19 protein-coding genes are annotated in these 15,561 nt (G+C 42.5%); 11 read left to right on the forward strand and 8 right to left on the reverse strand.

Annotation, left to right across the window (positions count from 1 at the left end; translation table 11 throughout):
- The first annotated feature begins 103 nt into the window (after positions 1–103).
- On the forward strand, positions 104–940 hold the full coding sequence (locus tag GTQ43_RS28700) for a sulfite exporter TauE/SafE family protein (RefSeq protein WP_265276070.1): 837 nt from the start codon (positions 104–106) through the stop codon (positions 938–940).
- 1 nt (position 941) lies between these two features.
- On the forward strand, positions 942–1,331 hold the full coding sequence (locus tag GTQ43_RS28705; RefSeq protein ID WP_265276071.1) for a DUF1634 domain-containing protein: 390 nt from the start codon (positions 942–944) through the stop codon (positions 1,329–1,331).
- A 161-nt stretch (positions 1,332–1,492) separates the two neighbouring features.
- On the opposite strand, the gene GTQ43_RS28710 is transcribed toward GTQ43_RS28705, so the two are convergent.
- Entirely contained in the window at positions 1,493–1,930 is a 438-nt protein-coding gene (locus GTQ43_RS28710; RefSeq protein WP_265276072.1) for a YidH family protein, read from the reverse strand.
- 180 nt (positions 1,931–2,110) lie between these two features.
- Between GTQ43_RS28710 and msrA the strand changes: the two genes are divergently transcribed.
- Positions 2,111–2,779: a peptide-methionine (S)-S-oxide reductase MsrA gene (gene msrA / locus GTQ43_RS28715; protein ID WP_265276073.1), complete on the forward strand. Its 669-nt coding sequence runs from the start codon at positions 2,111–2,113 to the stop codon at positions 2,777–2,779.
- A gap of 619 nt (positions 2,780–3,398) precedes the next feature.
- Here msrA and GTQ43_RS28720 read toward each other — a convergent pair.
- Both GTQ43_RS28720 and GTQ43_RS28725 read right to left on the reverse strand, forming a co-directional pair.
- Positions 3,399–4,025 carry a type I restriction enzyme HsdR N-terminal domain-containing protein gene (locus tag GTQ43_RS28720; protein WP_265276074.1) on the reverse strand — a complete coding sequence of 209 codons (627 nt, stop codon included), beginning with the start codon at positions 4,023–4,025 and terminating at the stop codon, positions 3,399–3,401.
- 68 nt (positions 4,026–4,093) lie between these two features.
- The gene (locus GTQ43_RS28725) at positions 4,094–5,287 is read right to left on the reverse strand and encodes a serine/threonine protein kinase (protein ID WP_265276075.1); all 1,194 of its coding nucleotides are present in this window, start codon (positions 5,285–5,287) and stop codon (positions 4,094–4,096) included.
- 113 nt (positions 5,288–5,400) lie between these two features.
- Here GTQ43_RS28725 and GTQ43_RS28730 point away from each other — a divergent pair, with 113 nt between their 5' ends.
- Positions 5,401–5,619, forward strand: a complete 219-nt coding sequence (locus GTQ43_RS28730; protein ID WP_265276076.1) for a DNA-binding protein — start codon at positions 5,401–5,403, stop codon at positions 5,617–5,619.
- A gap of 23 nt (positions 5,620–5,642) precedes the next feature.
- Here GTQ43_RS28730 and rfbB read toward each other — a convergent pair whose 3' ends face one another.
- The 4 genes from rfbB to GTQ43_RS28750 form a co-directional block, all read right to left on the reverse strand.
- Entirely contained in the window at positions 5,643–6,704 is a 1,062-nt protein-coding gene (rfbB, locus tag GTQ43_RS28735) for a dTDP-glucose 4,6-dehydratase (RefSeq protein ID WP_265276077.1), read from the reverse strand.
- Between the two features lie 98 nt (positions 6,705–6,802).
- Positions 6,803–7,798: a glycosyltransferase gene (locus GTQ43_RS28740; protein ID WP_265276569.1), complete on the reverse strand. Its 996-nt coding sequence runs from the start codon at positions 7,796–7,798 to the stop codon at positions 6,803–6,805.
- Between the two features lie 160 nt (positions 7,799–7,958).
- Entirely contained in the window at positions 7,959–8,660 is a 702-nt protein-coding gene (locus GTQ43_RS28745) for a DUF6391 domain-containing protein (protein ID WP_265276078.1), read from the reverse strand.
- A 385-nt stretch (positions 8,661–9,045) separates the two neighbouring features.
- The gene (locus GTQ43_RS28750) at positions 9,046–9,309 is read right to left on the reverse strand and encodes a helix-turn-helix domain-containing protein (RefSeq protein ID WP_012410583.1); all 264 of its coding nucleotides are present in this window, start codon (positions 9,307–9,309) and stop codon (positions 9,046–9,048) included.
- Between the two features lie 363 nt (positions 9,310–9,672).
- Here GTQ43_RS28750 and GTQ43_RS28755 point away from each other — a divergent pair, with 363 nt between their 5' ends.
- The 4 genes from GTQ43_RS28755 to GTQ43_RS28770 all read left to right on the forward strand — a co-directional run bounded on the left by GTQ43_RS28755 (position 9,673) and on the right by GTQ43_RS28770 (position 11,403).
- The gene (locus tag GTQ43_RS28755; RefSeq protein WP_265276079.1) at positions 9,673–10,650 is read left to right on the forward strand and encodes a carbohydrate kinase family protein; all 978 of its coding nucleotides are present in this window, start codon (positions 9,673–9,675) and stop codon (positions 10,648–10,650) included.
- Positions 10,651–10,749: 99 nt separating this feature from the next.
- A complete protein-coding gene (locus GTQ43_RS28760) occupies positions 10,750–11,151 on the forward strand; it encodes a hypothetical protein (protein WP_265276080.1) in 402 nt (133 codons plus the stop codon).
- Positions 11,144–11,329, forward strand: a complete 186-nt coding sequence (locus GTQ43_RS28765; protein ID WP_265276081.1) for a type II toxin-antitoxin system RelE family toxin — start codon at positions 11,144–11,146, stop codon at positions 11,327–11,329. The genes GTQ43_RS28760 and GTQ43_RS28765 overlap by 8 nt, the downstream gene beginning before the upstream one ends.
- On the forward strand, positions 11,326–11,403 hold the full coding sequence (locus tag GTQ43_RS28770) for a type II toxin-antitoxin system RelE family toxin (RefSeq protein ID WP_265276570.1): 78 nt from the start codon (positions 11,326–11,328) through the stop codon (positions 11,401–11,403). The genes GTQ43_RS28765 and GTQ43_RS28770 overlap by 4 nt, the downstream gene beginning before the upstream one ends.
- Before the next feature lie 152 nt (positions 11,404–11,555).
- Here GTQ43_RS28770 and GTQ43_RS28775 read toward each other — a convergent pair whose 3' ends face one another.
- The gene (locus GTQ43_RS28775) at positions 11,556–12,215 is read right to left on the reverse strand and encodes a polysaccharide deacetylase family protein (RefSeq protein ID WP_265276082.1); all 660 of its coding nucleotides are present in this window, start codon (positions 12,213–12,215) and stop codon (positions 11,556–11,558) included.
- Between the two features lie 229 nt (positions 12,216–12,444).
- Between GTQ43_RS28775 and GTQ43_RS28780 the strand changes: the two genes are divergently transcribed.
- The 3 genes from GTQ43_RS28780 (at position 12,445) to GTQ43_RS28790 (ending at position 15,506) form a co-directional block, all read left to right on the forward strand.
- Positions 12,445–13,275, forward strand: a complete 831-nt coding sequence (locus GTQ43_RS28780) for an RnfABCDGE type electron transport complex subunit D (protein ID WP_265276083.1) — start codon at positions 12,445–12,447, stop codon at positions 13,273–13,275.
- Between the two features lie 17 nt (positions 13,276–13,292).
- Positions 13,293–14,669, forward strand: coding sequence for a DUF2330 domain-containing protein (locus GTQ43_RS28785; RefSeq protein ID WP_265276084.1), 1,377 nt, complete (start codon positions 13,293–13,295; stop codon positions 14,667–14,669).
- 186 nt (positions 14,670–14,855) lie between these two features.
- Positions 14,856–15,506, forward strand: a complete 651-nt coding sequence (locus tag GTQ43_RS28790) for a sigma-70 family RNA polymerase sigma factor (RefSeq protein WP_265276085.1) — start codon at positions 14,856–14,858, stop codon at positions 15,504–15,506.
- Positions 15,507–15,561: the final 55 nt, after the last annotated feature.

Below are 15,561 nucleotides of genomic sequence, written 5' to 3' on the forward strand. Positions count from 1 at the left end.
CGTAACTTCCTAGAATATTTAGGGGTGAAATCAACCAAGCAGCAATCAGGTTGAGTTTCGCTTTCTAGTCTCAAGCAAAAAAGTTTGTGGCGGGGGAAGCAATTTGAACATCCTAGAATTTTCTCTATTGGTATGGTTCGGCTCATTTGTTGCCGGATTTTTGGGGGCACTAACCGGGTTAGGTGGTGGAGTTGTAATTGTCCCCTTTTTAACATTAGTATTTGGAATTGATATTCGTTATGCGATCGGTGCTTCATTAGTATCTGTAATTGCTACATCTAGCGGAGCAGCATCAGCTTACGTTAAAGAAGGCTATACAAATGTGCGGCTAGGGATGTTTCTAGAAGTAGCAACAACCTTTGGCGCAATAGTTGGAGCAATTGTAGCAGCAAAAATTTCCACGCGATCGCTTGCTGTTGTCTTTGGAATCGTTTTACTCTATTCCGCCTACTTATCCCGTCAAAACCCACCCGAACACCTCAACAATTTGCCGCCAAATTCTCTGGCAATCCGTCTTAAGCTGAATGGTACTTATCCAACTCCCACAGGAGAACAGTCTTATAACGTGCGCGGTGTACCCTTCGGATTTGGATTGATGTTTGTCGCTGGCATACTTTCAGGATTGCTTGGTATTGGTTCGGGAGCGCTCAAGGTGCTAGCAATGGATAAAATCATGCATATTCCCTTTAAAGTGTCAACCACCACCAGCAATTTCATGATTGGAGTTACGGCGGCGGCTAGCGCTGGCATATATCTAAACCGAGGTTATATTGACCCCGGATTAGCAATGCCTGTGATGTTAGGAGTACTGTTTGGTGCTTTATTAGGAGCGCGGGTATTAGTCAGAGCCAACGTGAATATTTTGCGAAATATTTTCAGCATTGTGATTTTGGTGCTAGCCGTGGAAATGATTTACAAAGGGCTAACGGGGAGGCTTTAGAATGGCGAAAAGTAGGCATAGCAATTTCGAGCGACGCTTTGAACAATTTCTAGGCAACCTGTTAAGAGTTGGGGTCATTCTTGCCACCACTTTAGTTTTAGTGGGGGGAATTTTGTATTTAATTCGCCACGGAAATGAAGCTCCCAATTATCAGTTTTTTCGGGGAGAATTACCAGAGTTTCGTAGTCCATCGGGGGTGGTGACATCTGTTGAATCTGGTCGTCGTCGTGGAATTATTCAATTTGGATTGTTAGTATTGATTGCCACCCCAGTTGTGAGAGTAGCTTGTTCATTATTAGCCTATGTGCGACAACGAGATTTTACTTATATTATTGTGACTCTAATTGTACTTCTTGGATTGCTATACAGTCTGATTGGAGGATATTTATAAATAAGTTTATCTCGCCTCCAGAATCACAATTTTTAAACGAACCGCAGAGACGCAGAGAAGCCAGTGCGTTGGGCGGGTTCCCCGACTTGAAGCAACTGGCGCGACACAGAGAGGAGAATAAAGAGAGGTTTTACAGCTGATTTAGGACTGCTATAGTAGAATTAATGCAAATTTCGGGACTGTGGTTGAGTTGGAACAGGAGAACGAGAAGGTAATTTATCACGCCTTAAGAGCAAAGGAAGGCTGAGAATTCCCAAAATCATTACTACTCCGGTGATTATCCAAACCATTAACCTATTTGGTCTATAGTCGCCTCGTTCAATTTGCCAGAAAACTTGATTGTATCGCCACGCAGCTAACGCAATAGTCGAAATTCCAAAAATTACCAAAGCAACACCCAAATTTTCCGAGTTGGATAATTCATGTACGGGAGGTTCTTGTTGAGTAATCGCAAGATTCAACTGGCGGAGAAATATACCAAATCGCGCGATCGCAAAACCAAAGCCAATCAATGCAATAGAAGTGCGTAGCCAAGCCAGAAAGGTACGTTCATTCGCTTGATGCTCCCTTTGACGGTCAATTTTCGGTATTTTATCCATGAGTAGCTGCTGATGCGAATTTCCTCTTTGATGAATAGCATTAACCAGTTAAAGAGCAAACACTGAGATACATCTGTAACTATCAACACAGTCCAATGATGATTCTGAGAAGACCCCAAGCGATCGCCAGAATCTTTACAATAGTAAATAAGGTAAAGATATATATCAGAGTCAAAATCAATGGCACTATTCGGATTTGGCAAAAAGGAAGTTATACCCACACCTGAAGAAGCTTTGTCAGGAAGGGCACAATCTATGTCAGTACCAGCCGCTCATTATGTCAACAAGAACCCTTTAAAAGCTCCTTTTCCCGATGGATTAGAGAAGGCAATTTTTGGCTTGGGCTGTTTTTGGGGTGCAGAACGCAAATTCTGGCAACTGAAAGGAGTTTACACCACCGCAGTCGGTTACGCTGCTGGGTTCACACCCAACCCCACCTATGAAGAGGTATGTAGTGGGCGAACCGGTCACAATGAAGTGGTATTGGTTGTGTTTGATCCCAAAGTAATTAGTTATTCCGAACTACTCAAAGTCTTTTGGGAAAGTCACAATCCTACCCAAGGGATGCGTCAAGGTAATGATGCTGGCACTCAATACCGTTCGGGAATTTATGTCTATTCTGAAAGCCAAAAGCAGCTAGCAGAAGCATCGCGGTCAGCTTATCAGCAAGCTCTCAACGATGCAGGTTATGGCAAGATTACTACAGAAATCTTGGATGCACCTGAATTCTACTACGCTGAAGCTTATCATCAGCAATACCTGGCTAAAAATCCTAATGGGTATTGTGGTTTAGGCGGGACAAACGTATCTTGTCCCGTGGGTGTAGTTGAATCGCAAGTTAGTAGTTAGACATGGAACTGGTGGGGTAGTCAACTTAACGTGAGTTCGACAACTTGAACTAAAGTTCAAGTCTGTCCCTCTCCGACTCGGAGAGGGACAGGTTTTGTGTAGTTAAGAATATTTGTAGCTTGGTTGAGGCAATGCGAAACCCAAGAAATCGCGTCAAAAGTTGGGTTTTGTTCCTCAACCCAACCTACATATTTTTCTTTTTTGGGCTTAACCGAACCGTATTGCATTAGATCTCTTAAAATCCTTGAATCACCCCTCCCCAACCTTCCCCTTGTGAAGGCTACGGTGTACACACAAGTCGAATTACCCCCCTTAATCCCCCCGATATATTGGGGGGAAACCGGAAATCTAGTTCCCTCCCCTTTATAAGGGGAGGGTTAGGGTGGGGTAAAACCTTGGTTAATCAGCTATTTCAGATTTGTGTGTAGACCGTAGCCTTGTGAAGGGGAGGGGGCAAGATTTCAAGTTTCCCCCCTTTATAAGGGGGGATTAAGGGGGGTCTATTCGACTTATGCAAGAGGTCTGTTATATAGCAATCCTAAATCATTCGTGAACAACGAGATCCCCAACTTCTCTAAGAAGTCGGGGATCATCTGAGGGCATAATGCACCCTACAAGATTACGAATTACGAATTAAATGAGCTATGCGTTTTAAAATTTTGACTACAGTATGTAAGTCATCTCCACGATTCAATGACAGTGTGTAAGATAATGCATATCTTGGTGTACCCTGCTTCGTCAACTTAATAAATTGAAATTCCCGACCATTGATGACAAAACCATACGTAGGTTTATCATTACTAGCATTAGCCAACATATAAGCCAATGCTTGAGGAATTGCTACCTCCAAAGAATATTCTGCTCGTTTTGCCTCAATAACCAAAACCCAAAATGCAGGATGGAACACCAAGATGTCAATACGTCCTCTGATAATCGTGCCTTCGTCTTCAGAAGAGATTTTTACCTCTTGTTCTGAGGCAATATAGAAAGGCGGTTGATAAAAACCTGCTAGACGCAATAGTGGAGATAGCACCACCATTTTGACTAGAGATTCCAAAACAGGATATTTCGATAGATACAAATATTCTGCCTTGACTTCGTTGAGAGATTGCTTTTCTAAGTCACTCAACTCAGGTAAATCATGCCGCCATTCTGAAAAAAAATCTTCGTCGTCTGCAAGTTTTAGATCAAATTCATCAATCAGTTGGGCTAGGGTGATATCTTTTCCTTGAAGAATTTGAACCATTTGTTGAACTCTTATACTTATCTGCCTAAAAAACCCTCGCTTGATATTGAATGAACCAAAAGGCTGTCTTATAGTGCCGCTTTGAGTAAAGCGATCGCAGTAACCCACAACATAATACTAATAGGCCCTCCAATTAGAACACCAGCGATCGCCCAGCCTCTTTGATGGGCTTTGAATTGCTCAATACTGCGCCACCGTCTACTTTTCCAAGCCCATTCATTGCCTTTAGCACCAAGTGCGATCGACATTAACCCCGAAATTTGGGGTACAAAACAGAATATTCCACACCACACTTGATTCGGCCACATCCACAACCAAGGCATCAGAAATGCGCCCCAGTTCCAACCGAGAATTTCTTCTGGGACTGTTTCATTCTGATTATTTATCCCGCATCCAGAATTATTGATTATTTCTCTTTGCGGTAAAAGCTGATTTCTGTTTGCAGATTTGATAGCCAGACCAGATTTGAGAGCATTTAGTGCTTGGCGGGCATCAGTAAATCGTTGTTCGGGAGCAGGTTCTACCAACTTTTGTAGCCAACTGACAAAACTAGGACTGAGATTAACTCGGTCTGTAAATTGCAGTCGCAAATCCTGCTGGGGTAAATCACAGGGGGAAATCCCAGTGAGCAAATGAATCAGAGTTGCACCCAATGCATAGAGGTCTGAAGCTGGAACTGCTCGACCGCCAAATTGTTCCATTGGGGCATAACCATAAGTACCTACAACGGTGAAAGTAACGCCCTCTCTCGCCGCTTTATCCTGAACTGCGCCAAAATCAACCAAATAAATCCGATTATCTTCGCCCCAGATTAAATTACTCGGTTTAATATCTCTATGTAATACTCCTGGATTTAACTCATGTAGATACATGAGAATATTTAAAATCTCACCAGCGATTTTTCTCGCTCGCTTTTCACTAAACCTTTTGCCAACAGCAAGTTTATCCTTGAGCGACTCACCAGGGATATATTCTTGGATTAAGCCAAACCACAGTGTGCGATCGTCGATACAAAAATAATCTATATATCGAGGAATGCGGGGATGAGTGATTGTTTTAAGAATTTGTGCTTCTCTCTCAAAAAGTTTCAAGTCATCCCACTGCACAGTACCGCCAAAGGCTAAAAGTTTGACCACAACGGTCGAATTTTCGCCATCAGAAGCTTGTAAATCCTTCGCTAACCAAGTTTGGCGAATTCCATTGTTACCGAGTTGGCGTTGAATTTGATAACGGTCTTGTAATATTTGTTCTGCTTGCAGCATCTTACACCTGCTGGCAATTTACGTTGATGTGATTCCCTTATATTCAAGGATAGTCATTATCTAGATAAACTGTGGGAGCCTGATAAGTCTATTGAAAAAAGAGTACCTAATCGGTGAGAAAATTTAAAACACTTGATGAAGTTGAAAAAGATTACTTCCGCAAACACCCAGAAGAAATCGACGATTATTTGACCGAGATATTTCAGGAATATGCAGAAGACAACGATTCCGGCGCTTTGTTGGCATCCTTGCGCGTTGTCGCCCGTATACAGAGAATTAGTGAGATAGCCGAGCGCCGAGCAAACAGGCAATTTGAGACCGTTACTCATTAAAGTTAGCCCAATTCTAGATCGTTCTACAGATAATTTTTGCGATAGTAAGCTTGATATTCCTCAGACAGCAGAGGTTCCCACCAATCACGATGATTGAGATACCATTCAACTGTTAAACGTGAACCCTCAGCAATTGTTACTGAAGGTGTCCAACCAAGCTGAGTTTTTATCTTGTTCGCATTAATTGCATATCTCCTATCGTGTCCCTGTCTATCCTTTACAAAAGTAATTAATTCCTTTGCTGGACGGATTGGTAAATCAGGTGCTAATTCATCCATCATCTGACACAAAAGTTGCACCAGGTTGAGATTTTCTACCTCATTGTTACCACCAATATTGTACATTTCCCCTGGTTGACCATGATTGATTACCACATCCAAAGCACGACAATGATCGCCCACATAAAGCCAATCGCGCACATTTTTACCATCACCATAAACAGGTAATGGTTTTCCGGTCAAAGTGTTGATACATATTAGGGGAATTAGCTTTTCAGGAAACTGATAAGGGCCGTAATTATTAGAGCAATTTGTAATAATAGTTGGAAGTTTATAAGTATGATAATAAGCACGCACTAAATGGTCACTACCAGCTTTTGAGGCTGAATAGGGACTATTAGGAGCATAGGGTGTAGTTTCAGAAAAAGCTGCATCATCTGCGCCCAAACTACCGTAGACTTCATCAGTAGAGACGTGCAGGAAACGATAATCAGATGGCTGTGCTTTTGCCTGCCAATATTGCCGAAAAGCTTCTAGTAGGGTGAAAGTTCCCACCACATTAGTTTGCACAAAAGCGCCCGGCCCAAGAATCGAACGATCAACATGAGATTCAGCAGCAAAATGGGCGATGGTATCTATATTTTCTGTTGATAATAGCTCGTCTACGATGGTGCGATCGCAAATATCCCCCTGCACAAACCGAAAATTCTCTCTTCCCTCAACCATCGCCAAATTCAGACGATTCCCCGCGTAGGTAAGCGCATCCAACACCACCACCCGATCATCTGGATAAACCTGACACCAGTGATGGACAAAATTCGCCCCAATAAACCCCGCCCCCCCAGTAATCAATAACCGCCGACTCATTCAATTTCCTCTCTTCTCTCTGTGTCGCGCCAGTTGCTTCAAGTCGAGGAACCCGCCCAATGCACTGGCAACTCTATTGCCTCTGCGGTTCGTTTCTATTACTTAAAATATTTCTTCCTCAGCTTTCCATATATCCTCTGAGCAATTAATTTCGCCACACGTACTCTTGTCAAACTCTTAATATTAGATGGTTGCTCGATCTTGTGATCAAAAAACTCATTTAACTCATCCAAAATTACTTGGAAACGATTAATAATATTTTCAGTCCGATATTCAGCAAAAAACTCTTCAGATAAACTAAAAGCTACTGAAGAATCAATCACCTTCAGAATCCGTTGGACATCATACTCTTGAGAATATCCAGCAATTTTATAGCAATTAAATCCGGGATCTAAATAATCCGCAAGTCCACCGTTAACACTAGAAAATACTTGACAACCAGATGCAAGAGCTTCCATTGGTTGCAGACCAAATCCTTCACTAACACGCTGTTGTACCCAGTACTCAGCCGAATCATAGAGGTAAACCTTAGCTCGGTTAAAGAGTCCAGGTAAGTCTTCTATATAAGAGTCAACAACCAATACTTTACAACGTTTTTGCAACCCTGGAATCAATTCTTTAATTAAATACTCAGAAGATTTTCGAGCCTGAACTAAAACATCAATATCCCGTTCTAGACCTAAATTTTGAAACTCATCAGAAATTTGATTGGGCAAATAATAAATCAGAGAATTGGGTGATTTTTCTCCCCAATATCCCATTGTATAGCGGCTAACAGTAACAATCGGAATACTCGGAGGTAGTCTAAATGGATAACCTGCACTATGTGCATGGTAAACAACATTGTATTGTTTAAGTTTAGCCACAAGTTGAGCTATATCAAATCCCCAACTAATGACAAAAATTACATCATTTAAATTTTTCTCTTTGAGCAAATCATCAAGAAAAAGCTTATCTTTTTCTCGTTGACGGTAAGTTACAACGTCAGCACTACAGAAATTCTGAGCCAGTTTAAGTGCTTTTAATTCAGCCCAAAGACCACCACAGGCAAATCTTCCATCTGTACCGGGAAGTAAGAAGTAAAGTTTTCTCATAATTTTATTATTAGGGAATTGGGCATTAGTTATTCTTTCTCCCCCTGCTTCCCCTGCCTCAGCATTGCCAACTCTCTTTGGATTTGAGAAAGCATTAGTTATTCTTTCTCCCCCTGCTTCCCCTGCCTCCCCTGCTCCCTGCTCCCTGCTCCCTGCTCCCTCATTCTTCCCAGCCCACTTTAACAAAATGTGCGTCACGCCCCCAAACGTCGCGTGTACGGGTAATATTTTCAATTGCTAGGTTAAAAGGAATGGCTGTTGTTAGGTAACGCTGTGCTATAGAACCCAAGTCAGGTGCGAGTTCAGCTGCTGTCGTCGCTGCTAACCCCAAACCGATAAGTTGCTCGATTGGTCGAAATGGTAGTAACAAATGCACACCTACAGCTAGTCCAGCTGTTAAGATCATTGCTACTGATAAATTTGTGCCACAACGGGGATGTACAGCTAAATCCCATTCTCCATTGGTGAGGCGATGTCGAGCAAGTGTTACCGCACGCCGCAAATCACTAATATTTACCTCACCATAAAGGTAAAATCCATGCTCGGTAGACAAACCGCCTAATAGTTCGTTATCTAGTTGAACGTTATTAGTTTCTCCTTTCGCAGGATAGCCACTTTTTGATTCGCTAAGAACCCAAACAGTAGCGTGTTCTAAGGCGTGAACCTGCCGGATCATCAAAATTTCTTTCAACCCTGGAATAAATGATAGCTGTCTGAGTAGGTCAGCATCTTGTGTGGGTTGTGGAAAGTCCAAGGAATGGTATTCTGGAGCCGGAACTTTCTCAGATAGAGGTATCGTAAAATCAAAGTTAAAAAATTCAAAGGGAGACGAGCCACTCTGAAAAGAAGCAGAAGTATTCATTGAAACACTGCTCTCCAAGCTGATAGAGCAAGATAGATTTCTCTCAAATGTAACGCTTGCACCACTGAATTGTTGCTAATTTTTGTGGATGATTGTTCAGTTTGGGCATTGGGCATTTTATAGATGGTTGTCCCCAGTCCTAAGTTTACAGTCCTGCATCTGTTCTGCTGAATTTGGAAAGGGATTCTGATATGAGTTATGGTTTCCGAGTCCGAGGGTCAGCTGGCTCCATTAACATAAACTCCGGCTGAGTGAAGGACTCGGAACTTTTGGTAGAGTGTTCACACTGAAAACTTAGGCGTGAAGAGAGGAACAATTAGTAAACCTCAAAATTGGCTTTCCGCAATACCAGATCAGAGCAATTATATTGCTACTAATAAATTGTTTATTCGATCTGGTTAGGCAGAAGACAGCAATTGACATCATTCAAACAGACTTTTCCCCACTGTAAAGCCCAGCGGACAAGAGCTACTCGATTTTCTGTCTCGGTCTTGGTCAGAATATTACTGATATGGTTATCAACTGTACGTTTGCTAATCTCCAGTTTTCCTGCAATTTCTTGGTTAGTTAAGCCAGCGGCCACTAGGTCGATAATTTGCAGTTCTCTGTCTGACAGACTAACAGGGGTCTCAGACTTGCCACCAGCCATAACTATTTCTATGCTCCTTTGGTATATGTACTTAATCGCTCTTTCTAATTCTAGAAGATTCTTTTGTTGGTAGGGGTTTCAAGTGTTAGCAGTAATACTATTGTCAATATTTTCTTTGGATTTCAGGTTGGCAATAATATAAATTACGACAATATACAAGTATTATACAACACTTATTTTAGGATAAAACCTAGTATAAATGTTTAGATATTTTAGGCAATTATTAGAAGCAGATAGATGTTATGGAGTAGTAAAAATTGCTATTTAATTCTATGAAGGACTGGCGACAGATTAGCAAAAATTGTAGTAGATTTTATACTGTAAATTCTTAATTCAAAATCGAAATCTAAAATCTAAAATGAAATGAGCAATTCCCGTGTTTTGTGCATCGGCGAAATTTTGTTTGATTGTTTAGCCGATCAATTAGGGTTAAAGCTGGAAGAAGTTAAATCTTGGACTACCTACCCAGGAGGGGCACCAGCTAACGTAGCCTGTGCTTTAGTCAAGCTGGGGATGCCAGCAGGATTTATTGGAGCTGTTGGTGAAGATGAACCAGGAAATGAACTGGTCAAGCTATTACAAAATGTAGGTGTAGATACAACAGGCGTACAACGCCACCCCACAGCACCAACGCGGCAAGTTTATGTTACACGCGATCTGGCTGGCGATCGCACTTTTGCCGGATTTGGTCAGTATGACACCGCAGAATTTGCCGATACTCGCTTGCAAGCCAAACAATTGCCAGATGCGCTGTTTCAAGAGGCAGATTTTCTGATTTTGGGTACTTTGGAATTAGCGTATCCTGAAAGCGAACAGGCAATTTACCGCGCCCTAGAGTTAGCAGAACATTATGACCTGAAGATTATGCTAGATGTCAACTGGCGACCTGTATTTTGGGACGAGCCAAACATCGCGCATCAAAAAATTCCAGAATTATTTAAGCACGTCGATTTCCTCAAACTCTCCAAAGAAGAAGCTGAATGGTTATTTGAAACCGCAGATCCCGGAGCCATCACTTATCGCTTGGCTTCGATTGAAGGGGTGCTGGTGACAGATGGGGAAAATGGTTGCACCTATTGTCTGGGTGAGAACGAAGGCAAATTACCTTCCTTTTCCATCCCTGTCGTTGATACAACTGGTGCAGGGGATAGCTTTTTAGCAGGATTTATCCACCAACTGAGTCATTACGGTATCCACAGCTTGCGGGATGCCGAAACCGCAAAACGCATCGTCACTTATGCTAGTGCTGTTGGGGCACTGACTACCATTAAACCAGGTGCGATCGCTTCTCAACCAACAGTTGCCGAAGTTGAAGCTTTTCTAGCCTCACATCAACTCTAGAAACTCGCACAGCTAACGGGGATATCAGCCTTGAATAGCCGATATCCCTGGTTAGAAAATGAACGAATTCAGATAAATTTGCCTTTCTTGCTAAAATGAATGAAAGATGTTGTTAATTTGAAGCCAACTATGCAGTCTATTCAGCCTTTAACTGATATTGAGAATTGGAAGGTTTCCGGTACAGAGCAGAAGATGCAATTTTCTGGTGTCCAGTTTCTGATGAATTTTTTGGGACAAAAGACTGCTGTGTTGATTGACTTAAAACAATATGGCGAACTCTGGGCTGCTATGGAAGAAGAAAATGATATACCTCTAACTGTACAGTTTTTGGTAGATGAGCAAGGGGATAAAACTTCTGTGCTGCTTGATTTTGAGGAACATAGTGAAATTTGGGAAGATATTTATTACAACTTAATTTCTAGTTTTAGAGTTGATGAAGCGAAAATACCACTTGCTGAAGTAAAAAAGTCACTCATTGAGCAAGGTAAGTTGAGTGCATGATTATCAAGTTGTCTTTTCCCGTTCTGCTCAAAAAGAACTTGAAGCCCTAACAATTGAGGCGATTAGTCGAATTACTTCCAAGATTGAGGATCTGACGCTTGAGCCGCGCCCAGACGGTTGTAAAAAGTTGAAGGGACAGTCGAATCGCTGGCAATCAGAGTCGGAGATTATCGCGTGATTTACAGTATTGAAGATGATAGCCGTGTGGTTGAAATAATTATGGTTTGTCATCGTAGTCAAGCATATAGGTAAACTAACTTGATGCGATCGCCTTTGATGTTGGCGCGTAACCCTACAAGGATGTTGCAGAGAAGCCGTCGCTATCCAATAATCAAAATAGGCGATCACACCATCACTACATTTTTTAACTTGACAGGCTAGTACTTGAGTTGGTCTTTACTTGGCTACCACAGAGTATTAACAGTTACAAACTCATAACCTTGTTGTAGCAATTGCGGAATCAGAATTTTAATTGTGGCAGCAACATCTTGTCCACCGCAAGCACCATCATGTAAAACAATTAGCGAACCATTTTTGACTTGTTGCATAATTCGTTGTACCACGGTGGTTACACCTGGACACACCCAGTCTTCTGGTACAACACTCCACATAACTGGGCGGTAATTCCATTGAGAAAATAATTTTAAAGTAGCAGGTGTAAAGAAACCATTGGGGGGGCGGACATCTCGCACTTGTTCTGGTTGCAGGTTGCAAGCATTATAAATGACAGTTTGAGTTTTTTCTAAACTATCTTTCAATTCATTTGGGGAAAGTAGAGGAAAAGAGCGGTGATCGTAGCCATGCAATCCGATCCAGTGGCCGCGATCGCAAACAGCTTTTGCAATGGCTGGTGAACGGTTGACGCAAACACCCAACCAAAAAAAACTCGCTGTAATATTGTAGCGATCTAATACTGCTAAAACTTCGGGTGTGTATTGAGGATGGGGCCCATCATCAAATGTAAGTGCGATCGCTTTAGTGTGGGGATTTCCACCCCAAAGGCAATTGGGAAAACTCGGCTGGAGAATGCGGTAGAAAATTGGGAACAGGGGAGCTAGCTGCATTTTGCGTTCTTCTGCGCTGACAAATTTTTGTCGGTGTTATTTGTGAAACTGCGATGTCTGCGACGGGCTATTTGATATCGCTTCTGACAATGAACCATAAGTCCTTAAATGGTAATCTACATCTGGTAAGTCAGTCTTTGTAACAAAATCTGTAACAGCATTACTATTTGAGCTAGCACTCGTCTAGATTGATGAGAAATCTACGGATAATCCCGGAATTTAAGGATTAATGTTACTCAAAGATATACGAGATTATCAAATTCTCTTTCTTGGCTTGTTCCTAGTCTTAGGAATCGGTACAAGAGATTGGACGCTGCGACCAGAGTTAATTGGGGTAGCGATCGCCACAAGTCTTGTTACCCAATGGATATTGTCATGGGTAACAGGCAAAGAACAAATGGCAAATCTTCGCAGTGCTTTAATTACCTCTTTGGGACTAAGCCTATTGTTGCGGGCTGATTGCTGGACAACTATGGCAATAGCCGCAGTAATTGCGATCGCTAGCAAGTTTCTCTTCCAAATCGGTGATAAGCATTTCTTTAATCCCACCAATTTTGGTATCATATCTGCCTTGATTTTGACCCCTGATGCTTGGGTTTCACCGGGACAATGGGGTGAAGAGTGGTGGTATGGGTTATTATTTGCCGGCACTGGCGGCATGATTTTGCAGCGCGTTGGTCGGTGGGACACCACAGCAGCCTTTTTGGGTTCCTACTCCTTGCTAGAGGCGATTCGCAATCTCTGGCTGGGTTGGACTTGGGATGTTTACTGGCATCGATTGATGAGTGGGTCTTTGCTGCTGTTTGCCCTATTTATGATTACAGATCCGCGATCGATTCCCAATTCCCGAATTGGGCGTGTAGTTTGGGCAATCTGCATCGCCGGATTAACTTTTATCCTGCGAAATTATTTCTTTATTTCCACAGCAGTTTTCTGGGCACTGTTTGCCCTTGCACCATTGACCATCTTGTTGGATGTTCTGTGGTTAGCTCCGAGGTTTTCTTGGCAAGAAGCAGAAACACGTGTAGAGACGTTGCAATGCAACATCTCTCAACATTAAAAAAGTAGAGGTATAAAATGAAGTTTTTTCGACTTTTAATGCCATTATTGTTGTCAATTGTAGCTTTTTTGTGCTTTGCACCAGCAGCTTGGGCATTTTGTGGATTTTATGTAGCCAAAGCTGATACAAAACTATATAACAAAGCTTCTCAGGTAGTGATGGCGCGGGATGGCGATCGCACCGTCCTCACAATGGCAAACGACTTTCAAGGCCAAGTCAAGGATTTTGCAATGGTAGTACCAGTGCCAACGGTGCTGCAAAAAGAGCAAGTTCGCATCACCGAAACTAAGATTATCGAACGCTTAGATGCCTTTAGTGCGCCGCGATTGGTAGAATATTTCGATCCAGATCCTTGTGCCCCAATAGGTAATACCGATTGGATGGATGCAGCACCAGCGCCAGCCACAGCGAGAAGTGAGGCGGGGAGTGCAAGGCGCGATCGCAGTTTGGGTGTAACAGTCGAAGCACGTTTCAACGTCGGTGAATACGACATCCTCATCCTCAGCGCTAAAGAATCTGGCGGACTAGAAACTTGGCTCAAACGCAATGGCTACAAAATCCCTAGAGGTGCGAAAGAGTTACTAAAGCCCTATATTCGCTCCTCAATGAAATTCTTTGTTGCCAAAGTTAACTTAGATAAATTCGAGAAATCTGGCTATCAGTTTCTTCGTCCGCTCCAAATTTCCTACGAGTCACCCAAGTTCATGCTGCCAATTCGTTTGGGTATGATCAATGCCACGACAGAACAGGATTTGATTGTCTACATTCTTTCACCCCAAGGACAAGCAGAAATCACTAATTACCGGACAGTAAAAATCCCCTCAGATGCCAACGTTCCCTTGTTTGTCAAAGATAAATTTGGTGAATTTTACAAATCGATGTTTCAAACTGTCTACACCAAAGAAGACAGAAAAGTTGGTTTTTTGGAATACGCTTGGGATATGAGTAGCTGCGATCCTTGTTCTGCCGAGCCTCTAACCCAAGAAGAACTCAAACAAGCAGGTGTATTTTGGCTAGATGATAATTCTGGAAGTAATGCGCCAGTATCCCCAAGCTTTCGTCGTTCTTTTCCTAGAAGTAGTGTCTTTATCTCTCGGTTGCATGTCCGCTACACCCGCGACAAATTCCCTGAAGACCTGATATTTCAACAAACTGCTAACAGTGAATCTTTCCAAGGGCGTTATGTTTTGCAACATCCGTTCCAAGGAGAATTTAAATGTCAGGCGGGTAGAGAATATAAACGCTCTTTGCCCAAGCGTTTTGAACAAGAGGCGCAAACTCTTGCTAAATTAACCAACTGGAATATCCAAGACATTCGTAACAAAATGAAACTGAGTGTTAGTAATCTGACATATTCCTGGTGGGAAAATTTATTTTCTTGGCTGGGATATTGAGACGAGGGAGGGGGGAGATGAGGGACAAGGGGGAATTATTAAACAAAATCTCTCCGTCTCCCCCCTCTTCCTTGTCTCCCTTGTCTCTTCTTAATACCCAATGCCCAACATCTTGACAAAAGGTATTTTTTAGGGCGTTGTTATACGCAATACTAAGATATTCTTGCTTTCTGCCCTAAGATTGTCATGGTTCAATTCGATGAACAGCTACGCCGCTTAGTTACCGAAGCCTGTGGACACCCACCTGGAAGCCCTCAGCGTCAGAAGCTGCTCACGCAAATTATTCGCTTGACAGCAAATAGACTGTGGAGGGAAAGTACTCCCTACTATCAAGATGCACTACAACAAACTTGGTTGTATTTCTGCCGCAATGTTTGTGAAGGTTTAACAGGTCAAATCTATGACCCCACCTATGGCAGTGTGATCACCTGGCTGAATGCTTACCTAAAACGGAGACTACAAGACTTTTACATTAACCAAAGCCGGGAACAAGCCACAACAGTTTCCCTTCGGGTTCGTCAGTCTACATCAGGTGGAACCAGTGAAACAATTGACCCTGTAGATAACCTCCCTGCTGCTCCGCAACCACCTTCCATTCTGGAAGATTTGGAGATATGGGCTAAGACCGATTCTGAAGGAGAACTACGTCGTACTTACATTAAAGGGCGGCCAGATGTGAATTGTCAGGTGTTAATTCTCAAACGCCTACCCCCGGAAGTTAGCTGGAGAGAATTATCTGAGGAATTTGAGTTATCAATTCCGACATTAAGCAGTTTTTATCAGCGCCAGTGTCTAACACGTTTGCGTAAATTCGCTGAATCGGAGGGATTGTTTTAAACTGGGAATTTGAGATATGCAAAATTTTATGTCTCTATCCCCAAAGTCAATGCGA

Source organism: Nostoc sp. KVJ3, from assembly GCF_026127265.1.
GTDB lineage: Bacteria > Cyanobacteriota > Cyanobacteriia > Cyanobacteriales > Nostocaceae > Nostoc.